General features: G+C 43.2%; 16 protein-coding genes and 1 riboswitch. Of the genes, 10 read left to right on the plus strand and 6 right to left on the minus strand.

What is annotated here, in order from left to right; translation table 11 throughout:
* Positions 1-570: 570 nt before the first annotated feature.
* A complete protein-coding gene (locus L8S15_RS13040; protein WP_280573448.1) occupies positions 571-1095 on the minus strand; it encodes a DUF3087 family protein in 525 nt (174 codons plus the stop codon).
* A gap of 256 nt (positions 1096-1351) precedes the next feature.
* Here L8S15_RS13040 and trmY point away from each other — a divergent pair, with 256 nt between their 5' ends.
* Positions 1352-1951 (plus strand): tRNA (pseudouridine(54)-N(1))-methyltransferase TrmY, encoded by a 600-nt coding sequence (trmY, locus tag L8S15_RS13045; RefSeq protein ID WP_016795829.1) that lies wholly within the window; start codon positions 1352-1354, stop codon positions 1949-1951.
* A gap of 102 nt (positions 1952-2053) precedes the next feature.
* On the opposite strand, the gene L8S15_RS13050 is transcribed toward trmY, so the two are convergent.
* Positions 2054-3154 carry a permease gene (locus tag L8S15_RS13050; RefSeq protein WP_010433080.1) on the minus strand — a complete coding sequence of 367 codons (1101 nt, stop codon included), beginning with the start codon at positions 3152-3154 and terminating at the stop codon, positions 2054-2056.
* Between the two features lie 233 nt (positions 3155-3387).
* Between L8S15_RS13050 and L8S15_RS13055 the strand changes: the two genes are divergently transcribed.
* Positions 3388-3684 carry a metalloregulator ArsR/SmtB family transcription factor gene (locus tag L8S15_RS13055; protein ID WP_010433077.1) on the plus strand — a complete coding sequence of 99 codons (297 nt, stop codon included), beginning with the start codon at positions 3388-3390 and terminating at the stop codon, positions 3682-3684.
* Positions 3668-4267: an RNA polymerase sigma factor SigZ gene (sigZ, locus tag L8S15_RS13060; protein WP_010433074.1), complete on the plus strand. Its 600-nt coding sequence runs from the start codon at positions 3668-3670 to the stop codon at positions 4265-4267. Before L8S15_RS13055 ends, sigZ begins: the two co-directional genes overlap by 17 nt.
* Positions 4268-4391: 124 nt before the next feature.
* On the opposite strand, the gene L8S15_RS13065 is transcribed toward sigZ, so the two are convergent.
* Positions 4392-5006 (minus strand): YitT family protein, encoded by a 615-nt coding sequence (locus tag L8S15_RS13065; protein WP_010433071.1) that lies wholly within the window; start codon positions 5004-5006, stop codon positions 4392-4394.
* A 396-nt stretch (positions 5007-5402) separates the two neighbouring features.
* Here L8S15_RS13065 and L8S15_RS13070 point away from each other — a divergent pair, with 396 nt between their 5' ends.
* From L8S15_RS13070 to L8S15_RS13085, 4 genes are all read left to right on the plus strand, one after another.
* Positions 5403-5627 carry a hypothetical protein gene (locus tag L8S15_RS13070; protein ID WP_080659652.1) on the plus strand — a complete coding sequence of 75 codons (225 nt, stop codon included), beginning with the start codon at positions 5403-5405 and terminating at the stop codon, positions 5625-5627.
* 15 nt (positions 5628-5642) lie between these two features.
* Positions 5643-6854 carry an MFS transporter gene (locus L8S15_RS13075; RefSeq protein ID WP_046208989.1) on the plus strand — a complete coding sequence of 404 codons (1212 nt, stop codon included), beginning with the start codon at positions 5643-5645 and terminating at the stop codon, positions 6852-6854.
* A gap of 225 nt (positions 6855-7079) precedes the next feature.
* On the plus strand, positions 7080-7805 hold the full coding sequence (locus L8S15_RS13080) for a sulfite exporter TauE/SafE family protein (RefSeq protein ID WP_171343509.1): 726 nt from the start codon (positions 7080-7082) through the stop codon (positions 7803-7805).
* Positions 7806-7887: 82 nt separating this feature from the next.
* Entirely contained in the window at positions 7888-8250 is a 363-nt protein-coding gene (locus tag L8S15_RS13085) for an MmcQ/YjbR family DNA-binding protein (RefSeq protein ID WP_010433062.1), read from the plus strand.
* 62 nt (positions 8251-8312) lie between these two features.
* On the opposite strand, the gene L8S15_RS13090 is transcribed toward L8S15_RS13085, so the two are convergent.
* Positions 8313-9050, minus strand: a complete 738-nt coding sequence (locus L8S15_RS13090) for a phosphatase PAP2 family protein (RefSeq protein ID WP_280573462.1) — start codon at positions 9048-9050, stop codon at positions 8313-8315.
* A gap of 353 nt (positions 9051-9403) precedes the next feature.
* A riboswitch (FMN riboswitch) is annotated at positions 9404-9554 on the plus strand.
* 213 nt (positions 9555-9767) lie between these two features.
* Here L8S15_RS13090 and ribB point away from each other — a divergent pair.
* Both ribB and L8S15_RS13100 read left to right on the plus strand, forming a co-directional pair.
* Complete coding sequence (gene ribB / locus L8S15_RS13095) at positions 9768-10424, plus strand: 3,4-dihydroxy-2-butanone-4-phosphate synthase (protein WP_016792706.1); 657 nt, start codon at positions 9768-9770, stop codon at positions 10422-10424.
* Between the two features lie 400 nt (positions 10425-10824).
* Complete coding sequence (locus L8S15_RS13100) at positions 10825-11673, plus strand: hypothetical protein (protein ID WP_280573465.1); 849 nt, start codon at positions 10825-10827, stop codon at positions 11671-11673.
* Positions 11674-11794: 121 nt separating this feature from the next.
* Here L8S15_RS13100 and L8S15_RS13105 read toward each other — a convergent pair whose 3' ends face one another.
* Complete coding sequence (locus L8S15_RS13105) at positions 11795-12691, minus strand: LysR family transcriptional regulator (protein ID WP_016767020.1); 897 nt, start codon at positions 12689-12691, stop codon at positions 11795-11797.
* A 186-nt stretch (positions 12692-12877) separates the two neighbouring features.
* Here L8S15_RS13105 and L8S15_RS13110 point away from each other — a divergent pair, with 186 nt between their 5' ends.
* A complete protein-coding gene (locus tag L8S15_RS13110) occupies positions 12878-13516 on the plus strand; it encodes an NAD(P)-dependent oxidoreductase (protein WP_016790115.1) in 639 nt (212 codons plus the stop codon).
* Between the two features lie 77 nt (positions 13517-13593).
* On the opposite strand, the gene L8S15_RS13115 is transcribed toward L8S15_RS13110, so the two are convergent.
* Positions 13594-14247 carry a cupin domain-containing protein gene (locus L8S15_RS13115; protein ID WP_016790114.1) on the minus strand — a complete coding sequence of 218 codons (654 nt, stop codon included), beginning with the start codon at positions 14245-14247 and terminating at the stop codon, positions 13594-13596.
* Between the last annotated feature and the right edge of the window lie 18 nt (positions 14248-14265).

A 14265-nucleotide genomic window follows, 5' to 3' on the forward strand; every position in this document is an offset into this window, starting at 1 on the left:
ATACTGACTTCAAAACTAATATTCATTGCTCTTTCGAAAAAGATTGATGAACATGTAATTCTAAAGCTATTACCCCTCTCTTCTTAAATAAATAGGAACAGAATGGTAATGAATTGACTGTGCCAAAATTAAGTAAACTTAATTTTGTATTGGTCACTCAGTTCATTGAAATCATTGTGTTACCGAAGTAACTGTTTTATCCAAAGGATAAAACGTTTTGATATTCATCAACGAGTGCCCACACAGATTGATAGGTTTAAATTTTTAAAGAGCTTTGCTTATCGAAACTTTCTTTTTACAAAGAAACCATTGAAAGCGGACGTGAATTCTAGCGATTTAATCTTAAGTGTCAAACACTTTTTAAAATTAATTTCTTTCGAACTTTCCGTCTTACTGATTACTGCTGAAGCCTTGTGGCGTCTACCGTGTCAGTGAGGCGGCATTATAGAGATCATCGAAAACATGGCAACCCCTTTTTTGATAAAAATTCAAAAAAGTAGCTTAAGCGGCTACTTTTACGTCAAAACCCGCTTTCACAGGTTAAAGCTCATACAATCAAGAGCATATAACTTAGAATTTTGCGACTAGATCTTTCGAAAATGCCTCTATATCCAGTTCAATACTCCACTTTTCACTTAGCTCCACTATGTTATCTAGCGATTGCTGAACCGTTTTTATCGTCAATGTATTGTTATCTAGGTCGTATACCTGTTTTTGCGTAGTGTAATAGAAGTAAAGGATAATTAATGCTTCTCGATCGCCTTGCTCAGCTTTTAGTTGAATACGCTTAAGCTTACGATAGATTTGATTGTGAACTTGTTTAAGGTTCCACACATAAAGCGCCTCTTTAAAGTAATCATGCCCTTTCACACGACTCGCAATAAACGCATTCAATGCGACTGATAAAATCACCCCGAGTACATTCAAATGGAAATTGCCTGTCGCTTCCCCACTAGCGGACCCATCTGAACCAAAAAGTTCAATCAGAATGCTACCGAATACGATAGCAAACAAGGCGAGTGACCCAACTAACGAAACCAACAGCAGGTTCATCTTCTTTCTATATTCTTCTTTATTGATTTTCTGTAACTTCATCGACTACTTCCTTAAGTAAGTCACCTAATAATTTGCGCATACTATCTACGTAAACATTGGGTCGCTTCAACCCTTACCATCTTGTAATGTGGTCATTCTCTATTTAATACGCAGAGTTCTTCTGGTTGGCGCTATAAGCAACTCTATTTGACTTCATTAATAGAAAAGAGTTACATACCGCCACAATTTTGGTTATTCATAAATTCATGTTGATAAAGTCCGTTTAGCTTTATCACATACTGACAAGGTACATTCCATGCGTTCATTTGTATTACGCGCTCGCGCAGCCCCTACAGAGAGTAAACTTATCTTAGAAGGTGTTGGGCAAGACGCTCATACCGAGATTCTGGCTCATACTCTGATGAACACGATCTTCGTTGCTCAATCTCACCGTGAGAATGTCACCGTGCACCTTGTGCTAGAGAGTACTAAAGACTTTTCACGTACCATTACATTCGATTCAAATGAAATCACCAACATTGGTGGCTTTCATGAATCTGCACTGTTATCTGCGGTAGTAAGAGCGGTTGACGCTTCTCAAGGCATGACAAAAGAACAGACACGTCAGGTAGAACCGGGCATCACTGTCCGTACCATGAGCTTTGAAAAGTTGGTCAAAGAATTGGCCGAAGACCACCAGCTGTACATGATGGATAAGAAAGGCGACATTATCCGTGATGCAGAGATTGCGGAAAACCCATGTTTCCTTCTAACTGACCACATCCCTATGCCAAAGAAAAGCTACAACAGCTTAAAGCGTTTAGGAACAGAGAAAATCAGTTTAGGTCCGAACATGCTGTTCGCTTCTCAGTGTGTAGTGTTGATCAACAATGAGCTTGATATTCGCGGTTTCTAACCTCCTAGCTAATTATCTAAACAAAAAAAGAGCTCACTTAGTTGAGCTCTTTTGCTTATTTACCTCTCAGTATCGATGGTGTTATCTCGAAATCAGGCCTGATTAACCAAAGATGAAGCTGTATAGGAAGCCGGCACCCATCGCCATGCTTAGGATAACGAATAGGAATGCTGCAATCATTTGATTCTTAAAGATTGATTTAAGCAGGATAACTTCCGTTAAACTTGCGCCTGCACTACCAATGATCAATGCCATTACTGAACCCAACGCCATACCTTTTTGTACTAAAGCTGCACTTAGTGGGATTACCGCTTCAGCACGAATGTACAGTGGAATACCAATCACGGCTGCTACTGGAATCGCATACCACATACCTTCACCAGCGTACTGTGCAATGAGGTCTGTAGGAATGAAGCCGTAGATGAATGAACCAATCGCGATACCCATCATTAGATAAGGGAATACTTGTTTGAAGTCTTTCCAAGTTGAGAACCAAATTCTCATCCAACGGCTAGGTTCTTTCTTCTCTACGATTTCAGCCGTCGCGCTTCCATCCGTTGAGCAGCCTGACACAGTCACTTGTGGTTCTTCTTTTTTCGAATCGCAGCAAGATGTCTCTTTTGCCATTACAGGCGCAGGCTCACCACATGCACTTGTACCACATGAAGATTCCGCTTTAACAGGTACTGCTTTCTTAGGGGCAGAGTCATCACAGCTAGTCCCACAGCTTGAAGCTGAACCTGACGATTCATACGCTTCAGGTTTTACGTAACGCTCAAAGCCAAGCTTCTCAAGTGCGTAACCTGCGACTACCGATACCGTCATTGCTACTAAGAAGTAGAACACAGCCACTTGCCAGCCGAACGTAATCACGAACAAGCCAATGATCACCGGGTTCAAGAGTGGGCTACCGAATAGGAACACCATCATTGGACCAAAACCTGCTCTTGCACGCAGCAATCCTTTTAGGAAAGGAATCGTCGAACATGAACAGAAAGGCGTAATCGCACCCAATAGTGCAGCAACCACATAGCCCTTACCGTTACGTGAGCTCAAGATAGATTGAATCTTTTCTGGCGTAAGAAACTCTTGCAGAATCCCAACAATGTAGCTGATCGCCAAAAAAAGGATGATTAGCTCTACTGCTAAGAAAGCGAACATATCAAGTGCGTCTTTTAGCATTGTTAACATTTCATTGCTCATAATAACTCCAAACTGGATTTAAGGCGGGACTCTATGAGGAAAGTAACCAACCCTTAATTTCGAATATTCTCGAATTATAGAAATAAACAGCTACAGTTCAAGGTTTATTTCGATAAATATCGAAATAAATTTTGAAAAACACTATTTTCCAATGACTTACATAGCCACAGTTTTTAAATTTGAATTGTTCTTATATTTCGACTAACATCGAAATTAAAACTTGAGGGGTTAATATGAACTTAGAAGTCGTTGCGAAAGCACTTAAAGAGTTGGGCCACCCTGTTCGCCTAACCATTTATAAAAGTGTTGTTAAAGCTGGCTACCAAGGCATTGCAGTTGGCGGCCTACAAGAAGAACTAGGCATTCCCGGTTCTACCTTGTCTCATCACATATCAAGCTTGGCGTCTGCGGGTTTAATCAGCCAAAGACGAGAAGGAAGAACGTTATTCTGCGTGGCGGAGTATGAATGTCTAGAAGGCGTGATTGATTTCTTACAAGACGAGTGTTGCGTAAATGAACAGTGCAACTAAGGCACCTTTGAATAGGGCATCTTTGGACTTAGAACAGGTTTGGGCTGAATATCAGCAAGCGTTAAAGTCATTCCTGTATTCCAAGGTCAACAACTCTGCGGATGTAGACGACTTGCTTCAAGATATCTTGATTAAGACTTATCAGAACTTAGATAAGGTACAAGATGCGAGCAACGTAAAGTCGTGGCTATTCCAATTAGCCAATCACACGATTATCGACTTCTACCGTAAGCATGCACGCCAACAACGTGATAGCCAAATTGATGCTGAAGATCTGTGGTTTACCGATTTAGACCACGACTCTGAGTTCAAACAAAAGCTCTCATTGTGTATTGAACCTTTTATTCAGGTACTGCCAGAACAAAGCTCATCGTTACTGCTTGCTGTCGACATCAAAGGCCAAAGCCAGAAAGAGATCGCAGAGGCGCAAAACGTCAGCTACTCAACGGTTAAGTCTCGCGTTCAGAAAAGTCGTTGGGATCTTAAGAACCTGTTTGAAGAGTGCTGTAACCTGTCACTTGATCAACAAGGCAATGTGATTGATTGCGAACTCAAGCCAGACAACGATTGCAACAACTGTTAATCGTTGCATTGAAATAGAACAAAGCCAGCAATTGATGCTGGCTTTGTTGTTTTTATAATCTGCAAATCACTTTGCTTAAGCTAACCTAGTGCTTGAGCGAACCTAACTACTCTGCTTCCACTTACTACGCTGCTTCCGCTTTGACGACCGGTTGATAGCGCCCAGGCTTATGGTTCATCGCTAGAATCAAGTTGGTGACTATCGCACCAAGCACAGACAATAGAACCAGTGACACGTCAACAATAAACAGTGAAAGCACTACAATCGTACAGTCTAACGCCATCTGAACTTTGCCCGCTCGAATACCAAAACGTTCTTGTAAGAATAACGCCAAAATGTTGAAGCCACCTAAACTCATCTTATGACGGAAAATCACCAGCATACCGGTACCAATTAGGCCACCACCCAATAACGCAGCATACAATGCATGAATTTCGGCAATTTGAATCACGTGATACAAGTGATCCACAGCGAACGAAACAATCGAAACGGCAATAAAGGTATTGACGGTGAAACGCCAGCCCATACGAGCAACCGACAAAATATAGAAAGGTAAGTTGAGTGCAAAGAACACTTGGCCAAAGCTTAAGTCAGTTACTTTGGTAATGAAAATTGCTAAACCAGCCGTGCCTCCAGTGAGCAAACCGACCTGATTGAAAAAGATAACGCCGAGTGAAACCAGTGCGCTACCTAAGATCAGTGCCAGTAAGTTTTCGCGAAAGTTATGATCTTTATCCATGTGAATGACTCTCCCTGAATCTTTTAACATCGCGTTTCAGTAGTTTTGAAACGATTTACGCCCAAATTTACGATGTTTAACAAATAAGTCGAGTGAACTAACGATGTTGGTTAGTGATTAGTTTGTATATTAGTTTTTACAGCTTTGTGAAAACCAATATAAAGCAATAACTTAAACTCTCTATTTTGATCTTTTATTCTGAATCTCAGGATTTTATAGATTAACCCGCGAACATCCGTTTTTTCTATTTACTGGTCATATTTCGCTCGAATACTCACGACGAATAAATCTATGCATAAAACGCATAAAATAAATCACAAATAGTCATTTGATACATTAACCACTCGTCATTATGATGCGCGGCCTCTTACAACAGTGAGCTAATGTAAACACCTTATGTTTTCACAATCTCTTTTTGCCCAATTGGCCAGGATGATGCTATTTCTCGTCATTAGTTTGGTTATTGTGCATCACAGTCACCCATTGATTGATCTTTTGGCTCAGCATGCCGTGAGCAGTGGCTGCCACCAGCAGTCAGCGCATGAGCACTCCGGGCACGAACATCACCATGATATGACTGAACAACCCATGTCAGAGCAAGACCACTCACACCACCATTAATTTAAGAGTATTAGAATGAGCATTTTCCGTTTTCCTTTACTGGTATGGCTTGGGATAGGCACACTTATTATCAGTCTAGGGATCAGACAATCATTCGGCATTTTCATGATGCCAATTTCAGAGCATTTCGGCACGGGTCGAGAGTTTTTCAGCTTCGCGGTTGCTCTACAAAACCTTTTGTTCGGCGTGTTCCAGCCTTTTGTTGGTATGGCCGCTGACAAATGGGGAGCAAGACGCATCATTATTGCAGGCGCATGTGCTTACGGTTTGGGTTTACTTCTTACCTCAATTTCTACCGAATCGAGCATGCTTTACGTTTCACTGGGTGCACTGGTTGGCCTTGGGTTAAGTGCGACAAGTTATGTAATCGTGTTAGGCGCGGTAGCCAAAGTAGTACCTGCAGAGCATTCGGCTAAAGCGTTTGGCTTAACCACTGCTGCTGGTTCATTTGGTATGTTCGCGGTGATTCCGGGCGCGCAATACATGCTGAACGAATTTGATTGGCAGAGTGCAATGCAAGTGTTTGGCGTGCTGTGTTGTTTCATGATCGCTTTTGCCCTGTTTATGCGAGCGCCTAAAGTAGCCTCAAACAAACAAGCGCAAGCAGAAGAGAACCAAACTCTGAAAGAAGCAATGTCTGAAGCATTTGCTCATAAAGGTTACTGGTTAATTCACGCAGGCTTCTTCGTGTGTGGTTTCCATGTAATGTTTATAGCAACGCACTTACCTAGCTACTTAGCAGACAAAGACCTACCGGCGAGCAGCGCAGCAATGGCACTGGCTTACGTTGGCATCTTCAACATCTTCGGGTCTTACTTCTGGGGTGTAATGGGCGATAAGTTCAGCAAGCGTCATGTAATGTCGGCACTGTACTTAGTGCGTACCGTGGTTATCGGAGCGTTTGTCACTTTGCCTGTTACTGAGTCAACCGCGGCTATCTTCGGTGCGGCGATTGGTTTTTGTTGGTTGGGTACGGTTCCGCTAACTTCTGGCTTAGTTCGTCAGATCTTCGGTGCTCGTTACCTGTCGACGTTGTACGGTTTGGTGTTCTTTACTCACCAAGTAGGTAGCTTCCTAGGCGCTTGGGTTGGCGGTCGTATTTACGATTACTACGGTTCTTACGAGCCAATCTGGTGGTCAACGGTAGTACTGGCGTTTGCAGCAGCACTTATTCATTTACCCATCAATGACAAACCCATTGAACGACTGAAATTGGCAATGGCTTAACGTTTTATGCTGACACCCCCATCAGCGAAAAACTAACAGTCATTCCAATAAAGAGAGTGATTATTGAAGGGTAACATCTTGAGGTATCCACTCTCTTTTTCGTTGCACGTTATATCAACGATGAAAACGGTCGATATTTACATAAACATCACTGAATAATAAGACTATTATTTTCGTTTTAATTTATAGTACCCACCCGATCCTTTAAAACTAATCCGCAGGCTTATGGAATACATCGATCAGACTGTCCTTATAGCAATGGCACTCATTTTTGTCGGCTCGTTTGTGCAAACCGCAATCGGCTTTGGTTTGGCTATAGTGGCAGCCCCACTGCTGTTTTTGGTCTCTCCAGACTATGTACCTGCGCCTATCTGTCTCGTTGGCCTATTCATTTCTATATTTAACGCTTTTAAACATCGAGCGAATATTTCTATTGGCGGATTAAAAATCGCATTGCTGGGCCGCATTCCGGGTTCACTGGCAGGCGGAGCTTTGTTGGTGATGGTTTCAACGAGCGTGTTGTCATTATGGTTGGGCTTATTGGTCGTATTTGCCGTGATTGTTAGCCTACTGCCCTTTAGACTCGAACCAACCCCAACTAAGATGGGTATTGCGGGGTTCTTTTCTGGGTTCTTTGGCACCAGTTCGGGTATTGGTGGTCCACCGATGGCACTGCTGCTACAACACCAAGATGCCAATCAGCTTCGTGGTAACCTTTCTGCGTTTTTCGTGTTTAGTTCGATCATCTCGTTACTGGTACAGATCCCGATTGGCTTCTTCACCATGCACCATTTGATCATAACCATCCCTTTACTGCCAGCAGCTTGGTTGGGTTACAAGGTGGCATTGATGACGACACAAAGCATCCCTAAAGAGAAGATACGCATTGGTTCATTGCTGCTATGTTCTATCAGTGGCTTTACGGCAATCTGGCAGGGGCTAGTGGGCTAGTGAGTGGCGATAAAGACGGGAAGAAGAAAATTCTTAGAGAATCAACACAGATCAAGCCCCTTAGCGATAAAAAGGACATTCTATGACTTACGATGAATTCAACGCATTCTGCGAGTCACTACCTGCAACCAGTTATGTGATGCAGTGGAATAACTCGCACGTTTGGAAAGTGGGTGGCAAGGTGTTTTCGATTGGTGGTTGGGGACCGAAAGATGAGCCTGCGTTTATCTTCAAGACATCCGATCAGAATTTCGATTTTCTCAAAGAAGAGCAGGGATATAAACCCGCGCCCTACTTTGCTTCGCGCGGAATGAAGTGGATTCAGCTTTTTGAAAGCACATCAGAAAGGGATGAGGAACTGAGATATTACCTCACTGAATCACACCGAGTTGTCTCATTGGGGCTAACCAAAAAGAAACAAGCAGAGCTAGGGCTCAATCAATAACGTTTATTTCGTATTGCTAATCTGAGCCCTTCTTTTACAGTGAGGCAGAATCCCTAAGAAGTCTATTTCAAAAATACAGGTAAATAGCGTTCTATTTTTTGCTCTGAGATAAGCGGCACCAATAAATAGATCAAACCTGCAAAGGCAATAGATCCGGCTAAGTCTTCTGGGCGATGCATGCCAAGCCAAACTCGGCTGTAAGCGACACCACCAGCCCAAACCAGTAAACCACCTACCAAATAAAAACGCTTCGCTTCTAAAAACAATCCACCGAAGAACGCCAAACACACACCGACGAAAATCATGTGTCCAGATGGGAAAGAGTAGTCCGTTTCACCCAGCCAGTGACGCGTTCGCCACTCACTCACCTCATCTTGCACAGATGCAATTGCTGCGTTCTTTTCCATTAGTGGCTGTTCATAAAACACTTCGGGCATTTCAACGACTTCTTGCGTCACCAAATACTCAGAATAAGGACGAGGGCTTTCTGTTGAATGCTTTAAGAAGGTTTTCGCTGCAAAGCTAAGAACCAACAACAGGCCAAGCTGCAGACAAAGGCTGGCTATCTTAGCTTTGGAAAATTTCATCGCGAGCAATACCAGAGACAAAACAGCTAGCGTTACCAAGAATCCTTGGTTACCTGCTGAGTACGTCACGAACGTCATGAAGGCGCCATAGAAAGGCAAAACCGCACTTCCAAGGTCAAAGTCCGATCCAAAGATCAAAAAAGGTATGAGAGAATACAAACTTAGAACGAGCAGCAATAAGCCTTTGGATTTGTTAGAGAACAGAGAAGTCATGGCTAAGATCTTTTAGATGAAGTGGTCGGATGCTATCGCAGCTTAGCATCACCAATATCAATTTTATGTCAAAACGGTCAGTCAACCGTCATGGTGTAACGATATTCGATTAATAGACCTATCGAGTATTGATTCGGTGAACAGCCACGCCAACACCAATAACATTCAACATCCACTTATGTTCATAGAGACAGCAAAGACCACTAAAGACGGCCTGACGCGTTCTGCTGATAAAGTGAACACTTACCGGGTTATACGACCAGAATCTTAAAAACTTTGCTGTCAGTCCTTTAAATCCAGTATTGAAAGGATTACCATCTGGTCTGCTTTCAAAAGCAAAACAGATTATTAATTTTTATTCTCAGGGCGGGGCGAAATTCCCCACCGGCGGTATGTCCTTAGCAAAATCTAAAGATAAGCCCGCGAGCGCTCGATTCGTCGAGGTCAGCAGATCTGGTGAGATGCCAGAGCCGACGGTCATAGTCCGGATGAGAGAGAATGAAAACACACTCGTTTAAGTTGGAAAGGCACACCCGCGTGAATTGGGTTCGTACCTCCAACTTAGGCGGGTGCATTTCGTTTTGGATAAAACCATAATGAGCTAAAGCCAATCATAGTACGATTGGTACAAGCCTACTTGTAATGAGTTGGCTTTGTTGTGCTCGGTTGAGATCCCTCATACAGCCCTGATTCTGGTGATATTTTAGGAGTTTAACCATGAATCAGTCTTCACTACTTTCCGAATTTGGCGAACCAATCACTCGCGTTGAAAACGCACTGCAAGCTCTACGCGAAGGTCGTGGCGTACTTTTACTCGATGATGAAGATCGCGAGAACGAAGGCGACATCATCTACTCAGTAGAACACCTAACCAATGCTCAAATGGCGCTTATGATCCGCGAATGCAGCGGCATTGTGTGCCTGTGTCTAACCGACGAGCAAGCAAATCAACTTGAACTTCCACCTATGGTTGTTGATAACAACAGCGCAAACCAAACTGCGTTTACCGTAACTATCGAAGCAAAAGTGGGTGTAACAACAGGTGTTTCTGCCGCTGACCGTGTAACAACGATCAAAACGGCTGCAAACCCAACAGCTAAGCCTACTGATCTTGCTCGCCCAGGCCACGTATTTCCGTTACGTGCGCGTAAAGGTGGCGTACTTGCACGCCGCGGTCACACAGAGGGCACTGTGGATCTTATGCAAATGGCAGGTCTTCAATCAGCAGGCGTACTGTGTGAAGTAACCAATCCAGACGGCACGATGGCAAAAGCGCCAGAGATCGTTGCTTTCGGTAAAATGCACAACATGCCAGTACTGACCATTGAAGATATGGTGATGTACCGCACCGAGTTCGACCTTAAGCTTGCATAACGTTTAATCGTTAACTCTCAATACTGACGGTCAGCAATCATCAAAATAGATACAAACGTCAGAATGAATATTGAAAGGCCTCACTACTTATTGCTATTTCTAGTTAAAAGCATATAAAGAGTGAGGCCTTTTCGTTTCTGTATCTTGTCCTAAAACATGCTGCGCATTGAGTGTGATTAATGACAAAGCCTTGTATTAAAACACACCAAATCAATAAGTTTAACCTCTCAAAAATTACCGCAATAACTGAAACGTTTTCACTCAATTGGTGACCTTATGCACCAATATTGATCACCCATAATTACCGATAAAACATAAGCAATTGAAATATAAGATTTATTTATTTTGGCACGGTGTCTGCACTACCACTAAGTAGGTATGCAAATATTAGGAGTTGAATATGTTTGTAGTTATTTCAGTGAGTTTATCGATTGCAGTGCTTGCTGCACTGTTTCACTTTTCAAAAAAGAGACAGACAGCGCTATCACATAGGTTTGAAACTTTAGTTCTACTCAGAGAGCTACTGTTGTTATCACGTAAACATCGCGCCGCAACACACTACGCTCTTGCTTATAAGTTGTCTAGCGACTCGATTCGTAAAGTGAATGAGATTTACGACAACATACTTGAAGTATCTGAACTGCTTCAATCTCATGTGTCGTTCGATAGCCGTCCTATGTATCGCATCTATCACCTCAAGCTCATCGCCATGCACAGTGACTGGCAAAACCGAACTTTGGTACGTAACCAATCAATTCACGGCAAGACGATTCGTCACAGCATGTTCTTGATGGATGAAGTCATGATCATATGGCTGATTCAATCTGAACGAGAAGACATGAGTAGTGAATACCATATGAATTGGCAACAAATCTTGGATTGCATGGAAATCCTGACCAAACTACGAATGTGCATACCTGATATGGAAAAACCTGAAGAGTATGCGAGATTCAAGTTCTATGCATCTCAGACACACCGTAAGCTCAATCAATTATCAATGATCTGCCCTATCAGTAGCGGCTCACCGATTTGTACACGTGCGATGCATGCACTCACTGAGATCGCATCAAGCACCGAAGCAACTCAACCGGCAGATACCATGTACGAATTGACAAGCGATATATCAACCGTCGTTTCAAAAGTATACGACCAAGTATTGACGGACATAACCAGAAGCTTGTATCGACCTTTACCTGACATCAACGAAAAGGCGATAGACACCCGATTATCCGTACATCATTACATGTAAAGACTTCGTGAGAGGAGAGCGTGCTGGAACTCTGAATTATTGAGTTCAAATCCGATATCACCTTTGATATCGGATTTTTGTATTTATATGTTTATGCCTTGTGTACTTAGGATATATAACCTCAAACATCCTCAGATTTAATATCGCTAGACCAAGCTTCTGCAGCAAAATCAATAAACTGACGAACAACAGGGAGTTGATAGCTGCGTGATAGATACACCGCCCAAAGTATACTACTCGGTGAAACAAAACCCCCTAACACCTTTTGTAATTTACCATCAGCAATCAATGGATTCGCTAGATCGCATGGGAGGCGTACGATCCCTTTTCCATGCTGTGCGGCTCGGGTTAACACCTCAACATCGTTGGCTTTAATGGTCCCAGACACCTCAACTGAATAATGTTGGTTATCTTTCACGAAATCCCATTTAGTCACACTAAGGTGGCGAAAGCAATTATGTTGTCGAAGTTCTTCAATCGTTTTAGGTTCTCCATGCTTGTCTATATAAGCAGCAGATGCACACACAACCGAGTCGATTTCCATCAGCTTTCTGGCAATTAAGTTTTCATCAGGTTGATCGGTATATCGAAGGGCAATATCAATTCGCTCATCTACCAACTGAGTAAAACGATCCGAAGCAAAAAGTTCGACCATAATATTAGGGTGGCGTTCAGTGAACTGCTCGACCACATCTAATAACATGTTTTGAGTCAGCCCAATAGGCGCTGCGATTCGAATTGTCCCGGAAAGATCATCGGTTTGATTAAGCGCAGTAACCTCTAGCTCTGCGGTCTCATGAAGTATTTTTTCACAGCGTTGTAATGCGATTTCCCCTGCCGCCGTCAAACTCACCTTTCGAGTTGTTCTATGCAAAAGTCTTTGCTTTAGCCACGCTTCTATCTCTTGAACGTGGCGCGATACCTGTAAACGGCTCATATCCAAATGCTCTGCCGCTTGCGTAAAGCTGGCACAATTTGCCACTTCGACAAAACTACGCATCGCCGTCAACCTATCCATAACACACTCCCAACTTTTTACTGATTATCCGGTTTGATTCAAGTTGTACCACCTAACAAGCCAATTAGATAACCATATAGATACAATCTACATCATTTTACGATATTTATCGCAACCCAGTAAGCTATTAGACTGCAATGGCTGTCGAGAAAACGACTCAATAAATTCGATAATTGGAGAGACATTATGAAAATTGCAGTATTAGGCGCATCAGGTTGGATTGGTAGTCACATCGCTCAAGAAGCTCAATCTCGTGGTCACGACGTAGTTGCTGTAGTAAGAGATGCAAGCAAAGTAGAAACCAAAGGTGTTGAAGTTCGTTCATTTGATTTACAAGATGAAGCCGCAAATCTAGCAAGCGCACTATCCGGCGTTGATGCAGTAATCACTTCGATTGGCGGACGTGCTTTGGGCAATCACGACATCGTAAAAAACACTGCGACTAAATTGCTGGAAACATTACCGAGCATTGGTATCGAGCGCCTACTTTGGGTTGGCGGTGCAGGCTCATTAGAAGTGGCGCCAAACATTCCGTTAGTTACTGTTCCTGACTTCCCTGCGGATTACAAAAACGAAGCGCTAGCACAGGGCGAAGCGCTTGAAGTGTTCAGACAATCTGATAACGAAGTTAACTGGACGTTCATTAGCCCTGCAGCAGAAATCTTCCCGGGCGATAAGCTATCAACCTACCGCACTGGTGGTGATCAACTGCTCACCGACGAAGATGGCAACAGCAAAATATCCGTCAGCGATTACGCTATTGCGATGATTGATGAACTAGAAGCTGGCAAGTTCCCGCGTCAACGTATTGGTGTCGCTTACTAGTCTGCCCATATGTGAAAATTGAAAAAGCCGATTGCTCAAAGCAATGCGGCTTTTTCATCTTTATATGGAGCATTCCTCTAATCCAATGGCAAGTGCCCCGTTTTCACGAGGATAACGGTCTCTTCTTCCACATATGGAAAATGCTCGCTCATATGAGGGCTGCGCATCCATGTGTGTTTTGGATACTCGCCATGTTCATCTTTAAAGGTGCCAGACAACACAAAGATCTCTTCACCGCCAAAGTGACGATGCGGCTGAAAACGTTCACCAACAGGCCACTTAACTAAAGCGACATGCTCGTGTTCGAATTCATGCAGTGGCATCACTTGTAAACCGCCGATACCTGCAAGCCATTCCGTTTCTAGCGTATTGATACGAACTTGAGTTAAGTCTCTCGCATCAAACTGATTAAGCTTAACCAAGATCGTACAGCCATTTTTGCTTGATGGGGAGTGCGCGCTGCCCGGCGGATTACGGATATAAGTGCCTGCAGGGAAGTCTCCTGTTTCATCAGAGAATACACCGTCTAACACGAAGATCTCTTCGCCTTGCGGATGCGGATGCTCAGAAAACGAAGATTCAGGATCGTACTTCACCACACTGGTCGTGTGGCCCGATTCTTTCTCTTCTCTTTCTAGCGGCTTACGCCATACCCCTTTGGCAGGGCTTGCAATCCAATCTAATGATTCGGTTTCAATAACCAGTTTCTTTGAAAAGTCCATGTTGAACATAATGGCGACCTTACTCTT

Origin of the sequence: Vibrio sp. S/42/10 (assembly GCF_029890535.1) — a bacterium.
GTDB lineage: Bacteria > Pseudomonadota > Gammaproteobacteria > Enterobacterales > Vibrionaceae > Vibrio > Vibrio cyclitrophicus.